Source organism: Micromonospora sp. NPDC047738, from assembly GCF_040642675.1.
GTDB lineage: Bacteria > Actinomycetota > Actinomycetes > Mycobacteriales > Micromonosporaceae > Micromonospora.
On the sequence record NZ_JBEYSO010000026.1, the window covers coordinates 33,962 to 54,133 of the forward strand.

The 20,172-nt window shown below is 67.6% G+C and carries 15 protein-coding genes and 3 pseudogenes; 9 read left to right on the top strand and 9 right to left on the bottom strand.

Going from position 1 to position 20,172, the window contains the following annotated elements; genetic code table 11:
* The first annotated feature begins 13 nt into the window (after positions 1–13).
* From ABZ783_RS29355 to ABZ783_RS29365, 3 genes and pseudogenes are all read left to right on the top strand, one after another.
* Positions 14–1,150, top strand: a complete 1,137-nt coding sequence (locus tag ABZ783_RS29355; protein WP_357443747.1) for an RNA-guided endonuclease TnpB family protein — start codon at positions 14–16, stop codon at positions 1,148–1,150.
* Positions 1,151–1,450: 300 nt separating this feature from the next.
* Entirely contained in the window at positions 1,451–1,846 is a 396-nt protein-coding gene (locus tag ABZ783_RS29360) for a nuclear transport factor 2 family protein (protein WP_357443749.1), read from the top strand.
* 40 nt (positions 1,847–1,886) lie between these two features.
* Positions 1,887–2,085 (top strand): annotated as a pseudogene (locus ABZ783_RS29365) (sigma factor-like helix-turn-helix DNA-binding protein); the annotation flags it as partial.
* Between the two features lie 73 nt (positions 2,086–2,158).
* Here ABZ783_RS29365 and ABZ783_RS29370 read toward each other — a convergent pair.
* The 4 genes from ABZ783_RS29370 to ABZ783_RS29385 form a co-directional block, all read right to left on the bottom strand.
* On the bottom strand, positions 2,159–2,503 hold the full coding sequence (locus ABZ783_RS29370; RefSeq protein WP_357443751.1) for a hypothetical protein: 345 nt from the start codon (positions 2,501–2,503) through the stop codon (positions 2,159–2,161).
* Positions 2,504–2,968: 465 nt separating this feature from the next.
* Positions 2,969–3,328 (bottom strand): hypothetical protein, encoded by a 360-nt coding sequence (locus ABZ783_RS29375; protein ID WP_357443753.1) that lies wholly within the window; start codon positions 3,326–3,328, stop codon positions 2,969–2,971.
* A 178-nt stretch (positions 3,329–3,506) separates the two neighbouring features.
* The gene (locus ABZ783_RS29380; protein ID WP_357443755.1) at positions 3,507–3,983 is read right to left on the bottom strand and encodes a hypothetical protein; all 477 of its coding nucleotides are present in this window, start codon (positions 3,981–3,983) and stop codon (positions 3,507–3,509) included.
* Positions 3,984–4,931: 948 nt separating this feature from the next.
* Positions 4,932–7,598, bottom strand: coding sequence for a glycosyl hydrolase (locus ABZ783_RS29385; protein WP_357443757.1), 2,667 nt, complete (start codon positions 7,596–7,598; stop codon positions 4,932–4,934).
* 606 nt (positions 7,599–8,204) lie between these two features.
* Here ABZ783_RS29385 and ABZ783_RS29390 point away from each other — a divergent pair.
* The 4 genes from ABZ783_RS29390 to ABZ783_RS29405 all read left to right on the top strand — a co-directional run bounded on the left by ABZ783_RS29390 (position 8,205) and on the right by ABZ783_RS29405 (position 15,176).
* Positions 8,205–11,333, top strand: a complete 3,129-nt coding sequence (locus ABZ783_RS29390; RefSeq protein WP_357443759.1) for a YCF48-related protein — start codon at positions 8,205–8,207, stop codon at positions 11,331–11,333.
* Between the two features lie 483 nt (positions 11,334–11,816).
* Entirely contained in the window at positions 11,817–12,194 is a 378-nt protein-coding gene (locus tag ABZ783_RS29395) for a helix-turn-helix domain-containing protein (protein ID WP_357443761.1), read from the top strand.
* Positions 12,076–14,823 carry a hypothetical protein gene (locus tag ABZ783_RS29400; protein ID WP_357443763.1) on the top strand — a complete coding sequence of 916 codons (2,748 nt, stop codon included), beginning with the start codon at positions 12,076–12,078 and terminating at the stop codon, positions 14,821–14,823. Before ABZ783_RS29395 ends, ABZ783_RS29400 begins: the two co-directional genes overlap by 119 nt.
* Positions 14,784–15,176, top strand: a complete 393-nt coding sequence (locus tag ABZ783_RS29405) for a hypothetical protein (protein ID WP_357443765.1) — start codon at positions 14,784–14,786, stop codon at positions 15,174–15,176. The genes ABZ783_RS29400 and ABZ783_RS29405 overlap by 40 nt, the downstream gene beginning before the upstream one ends.
* 437 nt (positions 15,177–15,613) lie before the next feature.
* On the opposite strand, the pseudogene ABZ783_RS29410 reads toward ABZ783_RS29405, so the two are convergent.
* From ABZ783_RS29410 to ABZ783_RS29430, 5 genes and pseudogenes are all read right to left on the bottom strand, one after another.
* Positions 15,614–15,727, bottom strand: a pseudogene (locus tag ABZ783_RS29410) (replication initiator); the annotation flags it as partial.
* A gap of 119 nt (positions 15,728–15,846) precedes the next feature.
* Positions 15,847–16,407: an O-acetyl-ADP-ribose deacetylase gene (locus tag ABZ783_RS29415; RefSeq protein ID WP_357443846.1), complete on the bottom strand. Its 561-nt coding sequence runs from the start codon at positions 16,405–16,407 to the stop codon at positions 15,847–15,849.
* 87 nt (positions 16,408–16,494) lie between these two features.
* A complete protein-coding gene (locus tag ABZ783_RS29420) occupies positions 16,495–16,863 on the bottom strand; it encodes a hypothetical protein (RefSeq protein ID WP_357443767.1) in 369 nt (122 codons plus the stop codon).
* 463 nt (positions 16,864–17,326) lie between these two features.
* The gene (locus ABZ783_RS29425) at positions 17,327–17,929 is read right to left on the bottom strand and encodes a dihydrofolate reductase family protein (RefSeq protein ID WP_357443769.1); all 603 of its coding nucleotides are present in this window, start codon (positions 17,927–17,929) and stop codon (positions 17,327–17,329) included.
* Between the two features lie 1,028 nt (positions 17,930–18,957).
* Positions 18,958–19,188 (bottom strand): annotated as a pseudogene (locus tag ABZ783_RS29430) (DDE-type integrase/transposase/recombinase); the annotation flags it as partial.
* 56 nt (positions 19,189–19,244) lie between these two features.
* On the opposite strand from ABZ783_RS29430, the gene ABZ783_RS29435 reads away from it, so the two are divergent.
* Together ABZ783_RS29435 and ABZ783_RS29440 are read left to right on the top strand one after the other, a co-directional pair.
* Positions 19,245–19,769 (top strand): hypothetical protein, encoded by a 525-nt coding sequence (locus ABZ783_RS29435; RefSeq protein WP_357443850.1) that lies wholly within the window; start codon positions 19,245–19,247, stop codon positions 19,767–19,769.
* A gap of 115 nt (positions 19,770–19,884) precedes the next feature.
* Positions 19,885–20,142 carry a hypothetical protein gene (locus ABZ783_RS29440; protein ID WP_357443771.1) on the top strand — a complete coding sequence of 86 codons (258 nt, stop codon included), beginning with the start codon at positions 19,885–19,887 and terminating at the stop codon, positions 20,140–20,142.
* The last annotated feature ends 30 nt before the right edge of the window (positions 20,143–20,172 follow it).

A 20,172-nucleotide genomic window follows, 5' to 3' on the forward strand; every position in this document is an offset into this window, starting at 1 on the left:
TAAAATGTGAGGCGTGGGTGAGGTGGTGAAGCGGGCGTACAAGTACCGCTTCTACCCGTCTCCTGAACAGGCTGGGCAGTTGAACCGCACCTTCGGGTGCGTGCGTGTGGTGTACAACCGGGCGTTGGAAGCACGCACTCGGGCGTGGGCGGTCGACCGCCAGCGCACCACCTATGTGCAGTCGTCGGGGTGGCTGACCGAGTGGAAACGCACGCAGGAGTTGGCGTTCCTGAACGAGGTGTCGTCGGTGCCGTTGCAGCAGACGCTGCGGCACTTGCAGGCCGGGTTTATGGCGTTCTGGGACAAGCGGGCCCGGTACCCGCGGTTCAAGTCCAAGCGCAAGTCCCGGGCGTCGGCCGAATACACCCGCTCCGCGTTCCGCTGGCGTGACGGTCAGCTCACCCTGGCCAAGATGAACACCCCGCTGCACATCGTGTGGTCGCGGCCCCTGCCCGAAGGGGCGCAGCCGTCGACCGTCACGGTGTCCCGCGACGCCGCCGGCCGCTGGTTCGTATCCATCCTGATCGAGGACCCGACCGTGAAGACGCTGCCGCCGGTCGCGGCCGTGGTCGGTGTGGACGCGGGCATCACCAGTCTGCTCACCCTGTCCCACCCGATCCCCGGAATCAGCGACGAGCAGGGCAAGGTGGCCAACCCGCGGTACGGGCAGACCGACCGGCGCAAGCTGGCCAAGGCGCAGCGGAACCTGGCCCGCAAACAGAAGGGCTCCAACAACCGGGCCAAAGCCCGGCTCGCGGTGGCCCGGATCCATGCCCGTATCGCCGACCGGCGTCGGGACCACCTGCACAAGCTGACCACTCGACTCGTCCGTGAGACTCAAACGGTCGCGATCGAAGACCTCAGCGTGCGCAACATGCTCCGCAACCGCCGTCTTGCCCGTGTCATCTCCGACGCAGGCTGGGGCCAGTTCCGCAGCATGCTGGAGTACAAAGCCCAGTGGTACGGGCGCCAGGTGATCCCCGTCGACCGGTGGCTGCCCACGTCCAAAACCTGCTCCGGGTGCGGGCGGATCAACACCACCCTCGCCCTCAACGACCGCTCCTGGACGTGCCCCGGCTGCAAGGCCGAGCACGACCGGGACATCAACGCTGCCAAGAACATCCTCGCCGCCGGGCTGGCGGAGAGGTAAAACGCCTGCGGAGCTGACAGAAGACCTCAAGGGAAAATCCTCCCGGACAGGCAGTCGGCAATGAAACAGGAAACCTCACGGGCAACCGTGGGAATCCCGGCCCCTTCAGGGCCGGGAGGATGTCAAGCAGTCGAGACGAGCCGAGGTCCAGGCGTCGGCTGGCAAGCCAGACGAGCGCCCCCGCACAGAGCACGCGCGCCAGCTTCTCGCCGCACCGTCACGCTGCCTGCAGCGGATTCCGCCTGTTCGACGCATGCCCATGCCGACGAGCGGGTGTTCTGCTGCCGGCAGATCAGCCTGGTGGCGATCGACCAGTGCCGTGAAACTCGCAGCATGGGATCCCCAGAGCCAGCGGATCAACAGGAGCAGCTCTGGTCGCTCTACGCGGCTTTCAACCGACGGGACGTTGCTGCGGTGCTGGCAGCGCTCGCGCCTGACGTGTCGTGGCCGACCGGATGGGAGGGTGGCAGCGTACGAGGCCACGATCAGGTCCGCGCCTATTGGCGGCGCCAGTGGGCAGCGATCGACCCCGTCGTGGTGCCCACGGCATTCCATACCGAGGACGACGGTCGGGTCACCGTCACCGCGCATCAGGTGGTGCGTACCCGGCAAGGCGCTGTGATCGCCGATCAAGTGGTGACGCACGTCTACCGCTTCGCTGGCGGCCTCATCGTGGACATGGCGATCCAGGACTGACGGCCACACGATGACGAGCTGATCTGCCGCGTAGTGGGCGGCGCTGGGGGAGATAGCGCCAGCAGACCGGGAGGTGGTGCTCCTGATCGCCTGGGCGGACCTGACCCTGCGAGGAGGTCGCCCGTGCGCTGGAGATTCCCGCTGGCACCGTCCGGTCTCGGCTCCATCGGGCGCGCAAGAGGTTACGGGCGGCGTTGGGCGGCGCCGATCCCACGGCAACCGGAGAGGATTTCCAGTGAGTGTGCGGGCGGTAGGCGTAGGCGGCCGATCCGGATCGCGCTCCAGCATGAGCACCGGGGCGCGTCGCCATTCTCAATCCTGATTCTTCTCCAGCGACTCCGCTCTTTCCTTCAACGCTGCGGCGATTTCATTCCAGTCGGGACCGAAATTTCGCAGATCCGTCGCCGCTTCTCTCAGCAGAGCCACGTCGTCCGGCCTCTGTAGACAGGCCATCCGGTACGCGAGATTGCGCGCCCACACCGGTAGGCCTATCCAATTCTCGTCGATCACGGTATGGAGCACGGCGACGATTTCATCCGCCGGTGCGAATGTGACCACCTCGACGAACTCCTGCTCGATGTTTCTGACCTCGGCCAGGCCCTGCTCGCCGAACTGATCCGATGCCAGCGTCCGGGCCAGGTCAAGCAATGTTCCCATTTGGCCTCCACATCCCAGTCAGTTGAGCCAGTACGTGCTGACACAGGGGGCCATCCGCAAGAGTTCGGCGGATGGCGGGGGAGTGGTGTGAGATGGCGGGAGTTGTTTCCGCTGCTAGCGACCCATGCGACCAGGTCGGCGGGTTAGGCATTTTGATCTCGTAATCCCACGGTCGCCGTGCCCGTTGCGTGCCCGTTGGGATGGGCTACGACGGTCAACGGCGGTCAGCTCCTGGACGTGACAGCCAGCGTGGCGACGCAGGTCGAGCCAGGTCACTGCCGAGCAACTTGCGTCTGTGTCCACACTACCTAAGCCGCCCGCGCCCACATCGGCGCTTGACAACCCCATTGAGACTCGTCTGCTAGGGCGCTCCACCTTGTCCCCTTCCTGGGCGGCTGGACGGTCTACGACTGCCCGACGAGGAGATCCGCCGCACTCGCCCCTAGCAGTAGCAGTACCGCCAAGTCACCAGTCCCGGCACGAAAAGTGCGTCGACCGGTCGCAGTCCCAGTCCAGGAACAGCACCACACGGAAGCGTCCGCTGTCTGCCAGCCTCTGGAACAACCTCCTGCCGACCTCGTACTCGGCGCCCTTCTCTGTCGCCACGTCTACCCAAATGGGGTGACTGAGGTGCGGCTCCTCGTCTTCGGGGTGGAAGCTGAGCCAAACCTTGAAATCCTCCCCGTCGCCAATGACATACCGATGGTCGCCGGTTCTCAAGTCTTTGAGGTCGAGCACCCGTGCGGCCTCTGGCGCGATCCGCTCCAGTGAGGGTGAACCGTCCGACTCGGCGGTACCAAGAAGCAAAACCACGTCTCCGCTCACGGCCAGCGACTGTACAGCCATCCATACAGCCAAGACGTTCCGCAGGCACCGACGCTGCCCGACAACCACGGACGGGCTGACCAGGGGAGCCGCTGCCCGACCGGCCATCCGCGATCTTCTTCTAATCCCCAGGCCGGTCAGGTCACCTGACGCACGCGGTGGACGCAAGCCCTGACGCTCAAGGCTTGGGCGCTACCTGGATGATGCTGGCCCCGCTCACTGTGTTGCCGCCGTCGGCCACGGAGGTGACCAGGTTGTAGTAGCCCGGCTTGGCGTCGGGACCGATCACGATGGTGCTGACGGGTCGTTCGTCGGGCATACCGGATGGTCGGACCGGTGCGGCCGCGAAGGTGACTAGCCCCGGAACGGTTGGGGTGCTGGTGCCTTCTGTCGCGGCTTTGAGGTCACCTACGGTGGCGAACGGACCCGTCAGGAGTGCGGCCAACTCGACCTGCGGTGGGGTTCCGCCCGGTTCCTCCGGGGACTCGACAGTCCAATCCACGGTCAAGGTCTGGCCAGGCTGGTACGGCTTGTCGACGTCCAGGGCCTCACAGCAGGTGTAAGTCATCGGCATGGCCTCGGAGGGCTCGGGGCCGCAGGCCGTCAGGAGCGGGATGACCATGCAGGTAAGCAGGCGGACTCGCGACGCGTTCATGCGCAGGATCGTAGGCCCAGGTCGCCTGTCCCGTAGCCGCGCAATCGGCCACAGACGTTCAGGAGGGGCGGTCCGCATCCAGTCCGCAAGAGGATGGCGAAAGGGCAGGGGAGCGGTGTGAGATGTCGAGAACGTGCCGAACTCCCAGCGGAGCACCTTGCCTGTCTCGGAGTCGCCTGACCTGGCGACGACATGCCACCAGACCTCGCGGGCGAGCCATACGTCGCGCCGGGTCAGCCGGCCCAGCTTTTTGTTCCACCAGCGCGCGCCACATGGTGGATCTTGTTGGAGAGACCCAATTCGGCCGCGGGCCGGCCCGGTGGATCACGTCTGCAGCGTGGTGCGGGAGGTGACATTCGTCAGTAACCAGGGTGATCAGCGCGCGCTGTACACGGAAAGCGCGTGATCGGCAGGGCAGCCGGTGGGGCACTGGGCGGTAGTCCCGGTGACGGTCGCCGTGCTGCCCGGGCGGAGGGTTTCGGCCCGCCTCCCGAGCAGCGCCCAGGTGGCGTTGTCGGTGCGGAGCAGAATCCACTCGCCCGTGCGTCCGACAGTGCCGGTGATGGTCCGGCGCCCGGGGAAGAGATCGCCGGTCCGGTCATCGACAGGCGGGTTCGTCGGCTCGGCCTTCCTCGTGCTGTCTGATCGGGGCGCCTCGCTGAAGCCGGGAGTCGATGGCCGGCTCGCCTGCTGAGTCGGTGCGCCCGCGGGCGTCGCGGCGGGTGACGCGGTGGCGGTGCTCGAGGTTGCGACCGCAGTCGAGGCAGACCCGCTGCTCGGGGCGCGGCCGTCGGCGCAGCCGGCGACCGTGAGCGTGGTGGTCACGACGGCCGCGGTGAGCAGGGTCCGCGCGCGGGTCATAGTGTTCTGACGGTACGCCCGCAGGAGCGGTTCCGGGCGGCGACAGGCCCGCCCGACCGGGTCGGGCGGGCCTGTCCGATGCCGTCGTTACAGCGACTTCAGCGGCGTCTTCCAGATGCCGCGCCCGTGGGTGGCGGCGTAGAGGTTGCCGTCGCCGCTGACGTGCAGGTCGAACACGGCGGTCAGCGGCAGGGCGTACTTGGAGGCGCCGGAGTTCGCGCCGACGCGCCGCCAGGTGATGCGATCGGGGGTGGCGCGTCGGTCGGCGACGAGGACGCCGAGGTCGGTGCCGACGACGAGCTTGTCGCCGACCACGACCACGTCCGTGGCGGGCACGTCCGGGAACCCGACGGACAGGTCCGTCCAGGCGACCGAGACGCCGGTGGCGGTCTTGGTGAGCTGGCCCCGGTAGACGTGCTTGACGCCGGCGCCCGGTCCCTCGATGAAGCGCCGGTTGAAGCCGTTGAACACGAGGTAGATGGTGGAGTTGGTGGGGTCGTTCGGGTCGAAGGTCACCGCGTTGGGGTAGCGGTTGGGCAGGCCGGTCATGTCGAGCTCGGTCCAGCTGCCGCCCCAGTTGGTGGCCACGCCCCGGGTGAAGCCGGCGCTGTTGCAGTTGGCCTGGCCACACCAGGCCGCCAGGTAGGTGTCCTTGGCGGGGTCCGCCGGTGCGGCCGGGTCGGCGACGGCGTCCATGCCGACGATGAGCCGGGCGCCGGTGCTGTCCAGCGTGTAGAGCGGCTGCCAGCCGTTGGCGTCGTCGGCGGCGGCCTCCGCCGGGGTGTAGGCGAACGCCAGGTCGTGCCGCCAGAAGGAGTTGCCGCCGGCCACCCACCGCTCGCTCGCCCCGTCGCGGACGTTCTTCGAGCCGCGGATCGCGCGGAACGGCGCGGTGAAGCGGGCGTTGATGTCCGGCACGGTGACGTCGAAGATCGCCCTGGTGGAGCCGTCGCTCTGCCCGCAGTTGGTGGTCAGCCACAACGCCAGGAAGACGTACTCGTCGAGGATCTGGCAGCCGTTGCGCGGGTTGACGATGATGTCGCCCCCGTCGCCGCCGAACGGGCTGACCATCTTCCGCGCCCCGCCGCGCAGCAGCGACCCGCCGTTGTCCTGCAGGCCGCCCGCCACGGCCCAGCCGCGACCGTTCGGGTCACGCCCGGTGCCGACCGAGTAGTACTGCAGCGTGCGCAGGGTGGCGTTGTGGTTGGTCCAGTCGGTGGCGTGCCCGGCCGAGTCCTCCTTGCTGGCCGCCGGGGCGAGCGGCCGGGAGTAGACACCGCCGTCGTTACCGACCAGGACGGTGCCGCCGGAGATGGCGATGGAGTGCTGGTCGGCGTGCGTGGTGGACGGGCAGCCGCCCGACGGGATCGACGGGTCGTAGCAGGGGAACCCGAAGTTCCAGTACGGGCCGATCGTCTTCCACGTCGCGCCGGCGTCTTCGGTCTCGTAGACCTCCTCGAGCCCGACGTAGACGTGCCGGGGGTTGGTCGGGTCGACCTCGACGAAGTTGTTGTACCAGGCCTGCACACCCGGCGGGTAATCCATGAAGGCGCCGATCGCCGATCCGGAGTTCTCCAACTTGACGGAGTCCGCGATGCGGGTCCACGGGCCGAGCACGCCGTTGGTGGAGTGGTAGACACCGGCCAGGGCGCTCGCGCCGGCGGCGAGCCCGGCCGGGCTCGACTGCACCAGGTAGAGGTGTTCGCCGTCGGCCGAGGTGGCGAACTCGGCGTTGCCGACGTCGGCGTTGTTGATGTCGCCGGTCAGGGTGACCCGGGTGAAGCTGCCCGGCTGGCCGCCACTGGTGGACAGGTAGTAGCCGTTGTAGGCCGCGCCCGAACGCCACGCGGCGTTGATCAGCACGGTCTTGCCGTGCGTGCCGGGCTGGATGAGCACGTCGTTGATGATGTTGTCGTACGGCCTGGTGATGTCCGTGTCGGAGGCGGGGTTGGGCAGGAACAGCAGCTGCCACCGTTCATTGTGCCGCGTCGGGTCGGTCGAGTGCCGCCACAGGCCACGGCTGGTCGCCGCGTACACCCACCCGGCGCCGTCGAACTTCAGCTGGTTGATGCTGCGCGACTCCAGCTCATCCCCGCCGACCCGGTCCGCCTGGGAAAAGCCGCGCGCGGTGCTGGCCTTCCGCAGCCGGTACACCCCGGCACCGGCGTAGCTGGTGGCGCCGGTGTTCGCCTCACCCGTCGCGTACCAGAGCGTGTCGGCCTTGGCGTCGTAGACGAGGTCACCGGTAGACAGGGCGAGGATGCCGTCGGAGATCGGCTGCCACGTCCCGCCGTTGCCGAGCTTCTTGCGGAACACGCCCCCGTTCGCGCCACCGGCGAACGTCCAGCCGTTCCCGGCCGCCAGGCCGGTGACCCGGCCCGCCACCACCCCGGCGCCGCCGCCGGAGTTGGAGAACTCCGGGTCGCGGTAGTTCGGGTCGTCGGCGTCGTACGCCTTGTCGGTCACCTCGTACCAGCGCGAGTCCGTGCCGCGTAGACCCTTCAGGTCGGCCAGGGCGTCGCTGTACTCGCCCGCCGCCACCGCCCCGTACGGCGCCATCCGCGCCGCCGCCTCCTGAGAGGCGAATGTCTTGATCCCCGCCTGCCCGGCGTGCACCCCGGCCACCGGCTTCGGGCGCTTGACCGGCCGATCGTCCGCGTATGCCGGAACACCCGCCGCCACCGTGACCAGCGCCGCGAACCCGGCGACCGCGGCACGCCTCACACCACCCCGCCGACGTTGCCCAACGACCATGTCTGATCCTTTCCGGATGGGTCCACCGGCGCCGTCATTAGCGCCAGTCCATGTCGGACGCTAGTCATCGAATTGGATCGAGAGAAGCCCGCTGATGGCATGCCTTCGCCGGGGTCCGGCTGCGAACCGGACCCGAACGGTCACCCGAAGGGTCCGTTCGGCTCGCATCCTTGGTCGTATTGCTGATTGGCTCGGCAGGAGTTACCGATCTCCGCGTCATCAGCCCACCTCTGCCGGGGCTGGCCACGCGCGTCGCGGTCCTGGCCCGTAGGGCGGCCGTCCCGATCCTCACCGCCGTCCCCGCGCATCGGTACGACCGTGCATGGTCGGCGCGCTCCTATGGAGCTCCTTCAGTCAGCCGAATTGCGGCGGCGGGAGCCGATCCACTCCTACATGTGCATCGATAGATCAACCGGACATTCCGTCACTTGATCAATGTGGTCGATGTCTTGCCCGGCCTAGCCTTTTTGCTGGGCTTACTAGGCACGCGGAAAGGAAGTGGTCATGACCGAATCCGCAGATCAGAGAGCAGGAAGTCCACCCGAACCATTACGCGCCCGTGGGGGACTGCGGCCCCGGCGAGCCATCGCGGCGTTCCTCGCACTGTTGCTGGGTGTCACGGGGCTCGGAGCCACCGCGGCCGGCCCGGCTGCCGCGTCGGGTAAGAAGCTCGTCGACCCTGCCCTCTATGAGTCGCTGCAGTGGCGCAACATCGGTCCGACAACGGGTGGCCGATCGATCGCCGTGGCGGGCAGCACCGCCCGTCCGAACGAGTACTACTTCGGCGCCACGGGTGGCGGTTTGTGGAAAGCCACCGACGGCGGCACGAACTGGTCCCCGGTCACTGACGGCCAGATCACGAGTTCCTCGGTCGGTGCGATCGAGGTCTGCCCGACCAATCCCGACATCGTCTACATCGGCATGGGCGAGGTCGAGTTCCGGGGCAACGTCCTGCCTGGTGACGGTGTCTACAAGAGCACCGACGCAGGCGCCACGTGGAAGCACATGGGCCTCTCCGACGCCCACATGATCGGCCGCGTCCGGGTGGATCCGGACAACTGTGACCGGGTCTTCGTCGCCGCGCTCGGCCACGGGTTCGGCCCCAACACCGAGCGCGGCGTTTTCCGCTCCACCGATGGTGGCGCAACCTGGCAGCGGACCCTCTACCGCGACGACCTCACCGGCGCGGTGGACCTGTCGATCGACCTGTCAAACCCGCAGGTGATGTACGCCGCACTGTGGCACGCCTACCGCAAGCCGTGGCTGCTCAACAGCGGCGGGGACTCGAGTGGCCTGTTCAAGTCCACCGACGGCGGAAGCACCTGGACCGAGCTGACCAACAAACCGGGCCTGCCGGACGGTCCGCTGGGCAAGATCGGCGTGACCGTCTCCGGTGCCGACGCCAACCGGGTCTACGCCATCATCGAGGCCGCCAATGGCGGCGTGTACCGGTCCGACGACGCCGGCGCCACCTGGCAACTTGTCGACGACAACGCGAACCGACGCCAGCGGGCGTTCTACTACAACCGCATCTACGCCGACCCCGTGAACCGCGACCGGGTCTACGCCCTCAACACCTCCCTCTACCGCTCCGACGACGCCGGCGCCACCTGGCAGACGATCTCCACGCCGCACGGCGACAACCACGACCTGTGGATCGACCCGAACAACAACCGCAGGATGATCGAGGCCAACGATGGCGGCGCGAACGTCTCCACCAACGGCGGAGCCAACTGGACCGATCAGGACTACCAGACGGCCCAGATGTACCACGTCACCACCACGAACAACGACCCCTACCTCGTGTGCGGCGCCCAGCAGGACCGGTCCACCGTCTGCGTGTCCAGCACCGGAGGCACCGGCAACTTCACCGTCGGCGGCGGCGAGAGCAGCTACGTCGCCGTGGACCCCCGGGACTCCAACATCTTCTACGCCGGCAACTACGGCGGAAACCTCACCCGACTCGACCGCAGCGGCCTCAGCGGGATCGGCTCGCGCCGCATCGACGTCTGGCCGGACAACCCCATGGGCTCTCCAGCCAAGGACATCAAGGAGCGGTTCCAATGGACGTACCCGATCATGACGAACCCCGCGGAGCCGGACGCGGTGTTCGTGGGTTCCCAGTACGTCTACAAGAGCGCCAACGGCGGGCAGAACTGGCAGCGGATCAGCCCGGACCTCACCTACGCCGACCCGGAAACCCTCGGTGACTCCGGCGGCCCGATCACCAAGGACCAGACCAGCGTCGAGTACTACGCCACGGTCTTCTCCATCGCGCCGTCCACGCGTGACCCCAACGTCATCTGGGCCGGCTCCGACGACGGCCTGGTCCACGTCACCCGACAGGGCGGTGGCCCCAAGCCGCGGCCGGAGGCGTGGCGCAACGTCACGCCACGAGGGCTCGAGAAGTACAGCACCGTCAGCATGATCGACGCCGGGCACCACAACACCGACACGGCGTACGTGTCCGCCCACCGCTACCGGCTCGACGACTTCCGACCGTACATCTACCGCACGCATTCCTATGGAGCCACCTGGGAAAAGATCACGAACGGCATCGCCGACAACGACTGGATCTACGCCGTGCGGGAGGACCCCGAGCGCAAGGGACTGCTGTACGCCGCGGCCGAGCACGGCGTGTACGTGTCGTTCAACGACGGGGACAACTGGCAACCCTTGTCGCTCAACCTGCCGGACGTCCCGGTGACCGACCTCACGGTGAAGGACGGCGACCTGGTGATCGCCACCCACGGCCGCAGCTTCTGGGTGCTCGACGACGGCGCCACGCTGCTGCGCCGGCTGACCACGAAGACGACGCCGGGCGACATCGCCGACTTCGCGCAGACGGTGCCGCCGGTGACGCCGCTGCCGTCGGTGAGCCCGCCCCCCGCGGTGATCCCGCCGACGAACACCGCGCCGGACCGGGAGAACGACCTGGCGATCCTCAAGGACCCGAACAACCCGGTCCGCGGGGTGAGCAGCAACGCCACGGTCAGCTACACGATCAAACAACCCGTCGAGTCGGCCACGATGTCGTTCCTCGACGCCCAGGGAGCAGTGATCCAGACCGTCAACCTGCCGACCACCGGGGGCACCCGGACCCAGAACTGGAACCTGCGGTATCCGGGTTCGACGAGCTTCCCCGGTCTCATCTACTGGTCGGCGAACTCGACCGGTGCGCTCGCGCCAGTCGGGACGCACGGTGTCCGGCTCACCGTGAACGGGCAGTCGCTGGACCAGAGCTTCGAGATCCTGCGGGACTCGCGGCTCACCCAGGTCAGCGACGCCGATCTGGTCGCACAGTTCAAACTGGCGAAGGAAGCCGTCGATCGCACCAGCGACGCGAACAACGGCGTCATCGCGATTCGTGACTGCTCCGGACAGATCGCCGACCGGATCCAGCGAGCGGGCGACGACGCCGTCACGGCGGCCGGGCGCCGGCTCCAGGACGCCCTGTCCGCTGTGGAGAACGAGCTGTACCAGACCCGCCTGCGCAGCGGACAGGACCCGCTCAACTTCCCGATCAAGCTGAACAACAAGCTCGCAGCGCTGCGCGGCGTCATCGAAAGCACCCAGAGCCCGCCGACGGACCAGAGCCACGAGGTCCTGGCGGAGCTGTCCGGCCAACTTCAGAAGCAACTCGACCGGCTCGACGAGATCGTCGCGGCCGACGTGCCCACCTTCAACCAGATGCTCCAGTCGAAGGGCCTCCCGCCGATCACCTGCGCGGCCTGAAACCGCTGTCGATGAGATGTCAGAGGAGCCTCGGCGCAGCCGAGGCTCCTCTGACACTTACGGCGACCGTTCCTAGTTCGCCTGGCGTGGTAACAAGGGAGCCGCCGGCCTGGCTGCGGCGGCACCGTTCTCCCACGGTCACCACTCGGTGCGTGGCAATGGACGCAGACGCTGAGGGCGAGTGGTCCGGCGTGACCTCCCAGAGAAGACCGAAATGGTCAGGTTTCGTTGCTCCCCGCCCGGATGGTGTCGGCTGTCGTCCTGGGGCCCGCTGGCACCATTCACGAGGACCATGCTGCATCGACGTACGGGCGTACCTTCGCCGGCGGTCACACCGTCCATGCCCGGCACCCACACGGGCATGAGGCGCAAAGCTTAGCCTCGATTTATCGAACTGCGAAATGTCACACGAAAACTATAGACGTTCGCTGATTTAGGCTGACCAATTTGATTAAGAATCCTCATTGGTCATAGGATGATCGTGTGGAACTTCTTCGGCTTGCGAAGGCCGCGAAGCGTCTTGGTGTTCACCCGGTGACGCTTCGTCTGTGGGCTGATTCGGGGAAGATTCCGGTGACGTGGGTGGGCCGTGAGCGTCGGTTTTCCTCGATCGATGTCGAGGCGCGAGGAGACCGGCGAGGTCCTGCCCCAGGGGGTGCTTGTGCAACGGGTCGGCTGGTGTGCCGACCTGGTGGCGGGCATGGTGGGTGCGCTGATCAGCGGGCACTGGAACACCGCGGATGTGGAGGTGCTCGCCTGCGGCGTGGACGCTGGTGGCCGGAAGCTTCCATCGAACGCGTGGATGGCGCTGCGGCGCCTGGGCTGGACCGCCTCCACGCCTGCGGGCGTGAAGGTCAATGACCGGATCGCGCGGATGGCGCAGGAACAGGCGGGGCGTGCTCTTCGCTCGGTGATATGGCGGGCCGACGTGACCGCCGGTGTCCTGGCGACCTGGCCGGCCGAACCACGTCATCGCACCCACGCCGAGTGGGAACACGTTCGGGCGTCGATCCCTGGCGGCGGGCATCTGCCATCCAGCCTCATCAAAGGCCGAACCCGACAGGTCGTCAGGTTCCGTGCCGCGCATGGGCGGCTGCCGGTGGACGTGTTCGAGCTCGAAAGGGTTCCGAAGGTTCCGCGGATGCTGCTGCTGGCCGCGTGTGACAAGCAGCAGGCAACCATCGAACGCAGCGAGACCAACCCGGGCAGGGTTTTGCTCCGCTTGCAGTTGCCCACCCGCCCAGATCCCCGAGCGTATCGAGACTGGACGTGGGTCGAGTGCCCGATCATCCTGCCGCCCACGGTTCCCCCGGGCGCGGCGTTGCACTTGCCGACCCTGCGTGTCGCAGGCGACACGGTGTACGCCGATTTGGCATACAGCCACCCAGTGCCGGAGGCCCGCCGCGCCGGTCACACGGTGGCGCTCGGTGTGGACTGGGGTGTGAACACAACCGGCGCGGCTGCCGCAAACGCATCGCAACCGGTCATCGCCATCGACGATGACGAGTACGACATCCCAGCCTGCGACGCCGACGATCCCGATTTCGACCACAACTGCGACGATGAGGACGAGGAAGAGGACGAGTCCGAGCTTCGCGACACCTACCTGGACGCGCGCCAGGTTCCCGGAGACGTAATCACCAGCGGGGACCTGGAGTTGGCCGCCCAACAGGCGGCAGCCATTCCCAGCGAACTGCACGGCCTGGTCGACCCCGACTGGGCGTTCGTCGGCCCGTCCAACGTAGGCGGCCGGGTGACCGACATCGCCCCGGACAAGACGACTCCCGGCACCGTGTACGTCGCGGTCGCGACGGCCGGCCTGTGGAAGAGCGTTGACGGTGGCGCGTCGATGATCAAGACGTGGCCGGACGACTATCCGCAGGCCATCGGGGCGGTGACGGTCGCGCCCAACGGAGACATCTGGGTCGGCACGGGTGAGGTCAACCCCGGCGGCGGCAGCCTCAGCTACGGCGGCGACGGCCTCTACCGGTCGACCGACCACGGCGCGACCTGGAAGCGGGTTGGGCTGGCCGGTTCCAGCACCATCGGCGCCATTCGGTTCAACCCGCAAGACCCGAACGTCGTCTACGTGGCCGCCGGCGGTTCGCTGTTCGCGTCCGGAGGGATCCGCGGCCTCTACAAGTCGACCGACTACGGCGCGACCTGGACCCGGGTGCTCGCTGGCGTGAACGACTACACCGGCGCCACCGACATCGCCATGGACCCCAGCAACCCGGACAAGCTGTTCGTGCCGATGTGGGACCACCACCGTGAGTCGCTGTGCCGCTGCTACGCCGGGCCGGGCACCGGCCTGTACCTCACCACCGATGGCGGGTCGAACTGGACGCGGCTGGAGAACAACCGGATCACCGCGTTCACGCCGGGTGACAGCGTCGGCTTCGCCTCGAGCACCAGCACGACGACCACCGCCCAGGCCAGGATGGCGGTCGCTATCGCGCCGAACAACCCCAACCGGGTGTACGTCACGACCGGAAACTGGTCGCAAGCCGCGTCGGGCGGCGGCCAGACTCAGCGCGGATTCCGCGGCTTTTACCGCTCGAACGACGGCGGGGCGACGTTCCAGACCATGAGCAACGCCAACGCCGGCGGCGACACCGTCTGGACGTCGAAGATCTGGGTCGATCCGGGAAACGCCGACCGGTTGTTCATCGCCGGTGTCGATCTGCGGGTGTCCGCCAACGCCGGCTCGACCTGGTCCAACGTCACCAGCCTGCACGCCGACCACGCCATGGCCTGGGACCCGAACACCGCCAACCTGGCGTACCAGGGTAACGACGGCGGGTTCTACCGGTCGGCCAGCAACGGCGCAAACGGCACCTGGACCAAGGCCCAGAATCAACCGTGGACTCAGTTCTACTCGGTTGACGTCAGCGAACAGTCGATCGACCGCATTGTCGGCGGAGCTCAGGATAATGGCTGCCTGCGATCGTGGAACTCATCCGGCGTGGTGACCGGCGCGTGGGGATCGTACGGCGGTTGCGGTGACGGCCTGTACACCGTCATCGACCCGAGCAACCACAACTTCGTCTACGCCTGCTCGCAGTTCGGCGTCTGCTCTCGCTCGGTGAACGGCGGCAACAACAGCAGCAGCTTCACGAACGCCACCACCGCCAACCGCCGCAACTGGCAGACTCCGGTGGTGCTCGACTCGAGCACGCCATCCACCGTCTACTACGGCGGCAACATCCTGAACCGGTCACTCAACCGCGCGGTGAACTTCACCGCGATCAGCCCAAGCCTGAGCAACCCAGCTCCGGCACCGACCCGGCGTACCCGTACGGCGCACTCACCACGGTGGCAACCGCCAAGACCGACCCGAATGTCATCTACGCCGGGACTGACGACGGCTGGCTGTGGGGAACCAAGGACGGCGGCGCGACCTGGACCCGGTTCACCGACCCGGCACTGCCGAACCGATGGGTCACCCGCGTGGCCGTCGACCCGAAGAATGCCGCCGTCGCCTACGTGACGTACTCCGGCCTGCGTAACGCGGACAACACCGCACAGGTGCTGCGCACGATCGACGGCGGCGCTCACTGGACGGACATCAGCGGCAACCTGCCGATGGCACCGGCTCAGGATGTGGTCGTCGACCCGCTCAACCCCAACCGCATCATCGTCGCCATTGACCTCGGCGTATACACCGCGAACGTGGCCAAGGCCAAGAGCAAGAACCCCGACATCAAGTGGTACCGCGTCGGACGTGGCCTGCCACGCGCTGCCGTCAACGCCATCCACCTGCACCAAAGCACCAACACCCTCTTCGCGGCCACCTACGGCCGCGGCATATACAAGATCAAGCTCGACCGCGACGACCAGTAAATAACCTGCCTAGTACCGGCCGGGGCTCAGCATCGCTTGGCCCCGGCCGGCACTCAGGCCACAGGGCACCGTGCAACCATGACAGCCTTGAGGGCATCGCCCAGCGCCTCACGACGGGGCGGGCCTGCCGGGCCCGGCATCGACGACAACGCCCAACGCGACTCCGTCACGTACGCCGTGATCGACTCGATGCTGCGCAACAACGTCCTTCCGTCCAAGGTGAAGGCGGCGCTGTTTCGGGTACTGGCCCTGATCCCGGGTGTCACCCAGTCCACCGAGCCGGTCGACTTCGACGGACGCCCGGCGATCGCCGTCGGCATGCAAGACGGCTGGCAGCACCTGGACATCCTACTCGACCCGGCCACCCACGAGTTCCTCGGAAGTCGGATCGTCGTGGTCAAGGACCACACGATGCCCGAGGGGGTCAAGCTGAAGGGGATGGCCAAGTGGGCGTGTGGGGCGAGGCGCCGTTGGGGCTCGACGCAGCCGGCGTACTGGACGCACCAGCCGACGCGCCGCCGTAGGTTCTGCCAGAACCGATCGAGCAGCCGAGCCGTCACCGGTCGCGGCCGGAGCGTTTCTGAGGTACTGGTAGCCGGGCCCCGTGCTCTCACCCCGCACGGCCCCGAGGTTACCTCTCATGCCGTGATCCGCTCGGCTTGCAGCCCAGTCAACGTTGGTTGGGTTCATGGCTCGGCGGCGGTGGGGTGGCCGGATCGTGCAGGGTCTGCTTGGCCCGTTCGGCGGTCTGCCGGGTGTCGTCGTCGAAGAGGACCAGACGCACGAGCTCAATGGCCTGCGGCGACGCCTGCAGCGCGGTCAACGCCTGGATGACGGCGTCCTGCTTCGGCCAGCGGTACACGCCGGATGAGATCAGCGGGAATGCGACCGACTTCGCGCCGAGTTCGGCCGCAACAATGAGCGAGTTGTGATAGCAGCGGCGCAACGATGGCGAGCGGTCTTCGGTGGCGCTCCACACCGGCCCTACGGTGTGGATGACCCAGCGAGCCGGGAGGCGGCCGGCGGTTGTCGCCACGGCCTGCCCGACCGGCAGGCCTCGGCCGTATCGGCTGGCCCGCAAGGCACGGCATTCGTCCAGAATCGCGGAGCCGCCCTTGCGGTGGATCGCGCCGTCTACCCCTCCACCCCCCAGCAGCGAGGAGTTCGCCGCATTGACGATCGCATCCACCCGCTCGGCGGTGATATCACCCGTGACAAGCTCGATCTGCACGATCGACATCATGACCCACGTCCGCACAGTTCTTGGCGGTCCCACGCGTGCCGGTTGATCACCCTGAAGATGCGGGTGCGCATGGGACTACGACTGGGTGACGTCGAGGCAGGCCTGCACGTCGCGCATCTTCTTTCCGAGGTTGACAAGGCTGCGGGCAGCGGCCTTGAGGTCCTTGGAGGCGGCGTGCATCGCGGCCAGGTTCGCGGCGTCGGTGTCCGCGTTCGCCTTGACCCAGCGGTCGATGGTGCGGGCGATGTGTTCGGCGAGTTCGGCTTCTTTGGTGACGATGCTGCGGAAGTGGCCGGCGGACTCGGTCCAGTTCCACGGGTGGGGTTCGTGACCGATCCCGGCGGTGTCGAGCTGGTAGTTGGTGTACTTCAGCGAGGTGCTGATGCCGTCGAGCATGTCCCGGACCGTCACGACCCGGCCGCTGGTGTCCCTGGCTATCCCCATCGCCACTCCTCGGATGTTTCCCCCGGGGTGGCCGCGCGGCGCGGGGGAGGCTGCGCGCGGCCACCGGTTCTGTCAGGTCAGCGGGGGACAAGGTCCGCTCGATCCAGGGCGTGCGCATGCCGGCCAGCTCGCGGCGCATCGTTTCTACCTCGGTGCCGAAGGACACGACGCAGCTGCCAGACATGTTGGGAGCGCCCTGGCAGGCGTGGACCAGCCTGCCGCCGAGAGCCGCGCGCACGAGGATGCTCTCGCGCCGACGCGACTCGTTGAACCAGGTGCCGTGATACAGCTCGTCGAGCACTTCAGCGGTCGCCTTGTCCAGATCATAGACCCCGCCGGTCTCCGAGAAAGCCGCGCAATTGGAAGCGGACCAGCCTGCACCCTCACCGTCTCCGGCGGTGCCCGCCGCACGGGTGGCGAGGAGTGCGAGGGCTGCGTGCGGGGACCGCCGGATCGGCGGGGGTCAGCCAGCCTGTCGTACGCGGTAGGCGAGGTGGGTGACGCCGTTGCCCTCGATGACACTCGTGGGCCCGTCCAGTTGGACGGGGGTGATCTTCAGGCCGGCGAAGAAGGGGATGCCGTCGCCGAGCAGGACCGGGACGAGGTCGACATGGACCTCGTCGAGCAGGCCGGCCTCGAGGACCTGCGCGGCGATGGTGCCGCCGTTCACGCCGACCTCCTTGTCGCCGGCGATGGCCTTGGCGGTGTCGATCGCGTGCTCGATGCCGTCGGTGACGAACACGAACGAGTCGCTCTCGCGCTCCCAGCCGTCGGGGACGGTGTGCGTGACGACGACCACGGGTACGTCCATCGGGTGCCGGCCGCCCCAGCCGTGGGTCATGTCGAACAGCCGTCGGCCGACCACCAGCGCCCCGGTCCGTTCGGTCAGGTCGCGCAGGTGTTTCGCGCTCGCCGCCGAGGTGCGCAGCGTCATACCGGGTGTGGCCGTCGACGTCTCGACGTCGCCGTTGTTGTACCACTGGAAGAGGTACTCGAACCCACCGTGCGACGCGTCGGCGATGTAGCCGTCCAACGACATGGTCGCCCCGGTCGTAACCTTCGTCATCGATCCACTCCCTGGTCTCCGTCGGCCCGCCGATGACCCGGCCGGCGCGTCTCTGCCCAGGGGTCGAACCTGGCGGCGCCCCGTTCGACATCGGGCCGCGGGATTTTTCGGCAGACCTTCTCCAGCGGCACGGCCGGGCTCCTGGGCTGAGGGCAGGCGCACAACGATCCCGGGCGACGACAGCCCGTGCAGAAAGGGGCGGCACCCTGCCTGATCCGCGAGTGCCGCCCCTGGCCTGCGCCCAGCCTCAGCGGAGGGAGAGACGCAAGACGATGAGACTAACGACCGTTTGGAGGTCTGGTAGTTCCCGCGAGGAGAATTCCAGCGATTCGACTCGCTGCAAACCGACGATCGGCGAGCTGGCCGCGCTCATCGCGGCCCTCGCTACGGCCGCCACCGCGATCACCGGGCTGATCAGCTCGTGCGGTAGCTAGCCCCAGCACATGGCCAGCCGCCCGCCAAGAGCCAAACGGCGGGCGACCGGCCACGGCGAGACAACGTACGAGGAGGGCCGACTCGGATGCTCGTAGCCAGGTAGTGTGCGGCCGCTTGCCGGAAGCCGAGGACCTGGAGGAGCGACGTGGGCGCGAAGACAGCCCTGCTGGCATCCGCCGATAGAGATATCCGCCCCGCGTTGCGTGGCACCACCCGAGCACAGCGAGCCGAGACCGAGATGCTGGTGCGCCGGCTCCACCCGGGCTACGACGTCGAGCCCGCCGCGACGGCACACTGTTCGAGGACATCTATCCGCCAGATGACCTCACGTACGCCACGAAGCTGGCCGAGGCCGAGCTGTACTGCGACCGGCGGCTCGTCCTTGACCGCCCGTCTGAGCTACCGGAACACCTGCGTCAAGCGGGAGCGGGCAGGCGGATCATCATGCACGGGATGCACTCGGTCGTGGACTGGCTCGGTTTCGCGGTCTGGGAAGACGGCGAGCTGATCAGATCGCTGAGCCTGTCGCCCGACGGCGGCATCCAGGAGAACATCGGCGAGCCGTACGACTTCGAGCTGCCCTACCTCTTGCCGAACCGGTCGGTGAACTGCTTGCCGTTATCGGTCAGGACTTCCTCGGGCACCCCGAACCGTTGCAGGGCGGCGGCGAAGGCCAGGCAGACGGCTCGGCCGGTGGCCCGCCTGACGACCTGGGCGATGACACAGAACCGAGGATGATCGTCCACCCCGGTGACGACCTTGGCCTCGGTGCCGTCGGCGAGCATGATCCCGCCGACGATGTCCATCTGCCACAACTCCATCGGCCGAGCCCGCGCGCCTGGCTGTGCGCGAAGTTGTCCACCTGCTGTAGCTTCCCGCCATGAGGTGGGCTCGTCGGATTGCGCTGGCCGAGATCGTCTGGTGCGCGGGCCTGCTGGCAGCATCGGCGCTGCTGGGAGGAATCCCGCTGCCCACACCCATCGTGATGTCGGCATTCCTGCTGGCGCTGCCGGTCCTTGGCGTCCCAGTCATCGCAGCCGAACGTCTACAGATCAGGGAGACCGGCAGGGTTTCAGCGGGCGGCTACTGGTTGTGGCGTCTGTTGCGCGAAACGATGTCAGGCCGGTTGCTCATCGCGAGCTGGCTGCTGTTCGTCGGCTTCTGGGTGGTCGGAGCTCTCTCCATGGGCAGCCCGAGTGTGCAGGAGTGGGGTGCCGGAACGTACGCCGCGCAAATCCATGGTCAGTGGACGGTCATCAGTAAGGCCCAATACCTGCCCTTGAAGGCGCAGGGGCAGCGAGTCATTCTTTCGGTACCGGGGGGCTTATGCGTGGCCGCTGCCGTCCTCTCCACCGCCCTGCTTCGCCGGGAGGAGCGGCGCGAGGCGGTGCGTCCGAAATCGTAGGCCCGCCGGGAGCAGGCGTTCTAAGCATCCCGGCCGGCGGGCCGTTCGCGGACGAATGCACCCGTCGCGGCGCCCTCCGCCTCGCACGGCGAGTGCGGTCGGGTATGAAGGCGCGATGAGCGATATGGACCAGGTCGTTGGCGCGCTGTTGTCAGCTATCGCAGCCCTCGAGGCCTTCCTCGAGCTTGACTCGCAGGCGTACATGGCTACCAACGCGCTGGAAGAGATCGCCTACCGGCTCAGCGAGATGAGCGACGAGGAGCGGCGCAACTTCGGCGCAGCCATTTCGCGCATCGCGGCCGCATATGACCTGGAGGAGCCGGGCACCGGCGAGTGGGTTCGCAATGTGCCACGGAACCTGGGCCTGGCGTAGCCGCCGTCGTGCCGAGTTGCGGGCGGCGTG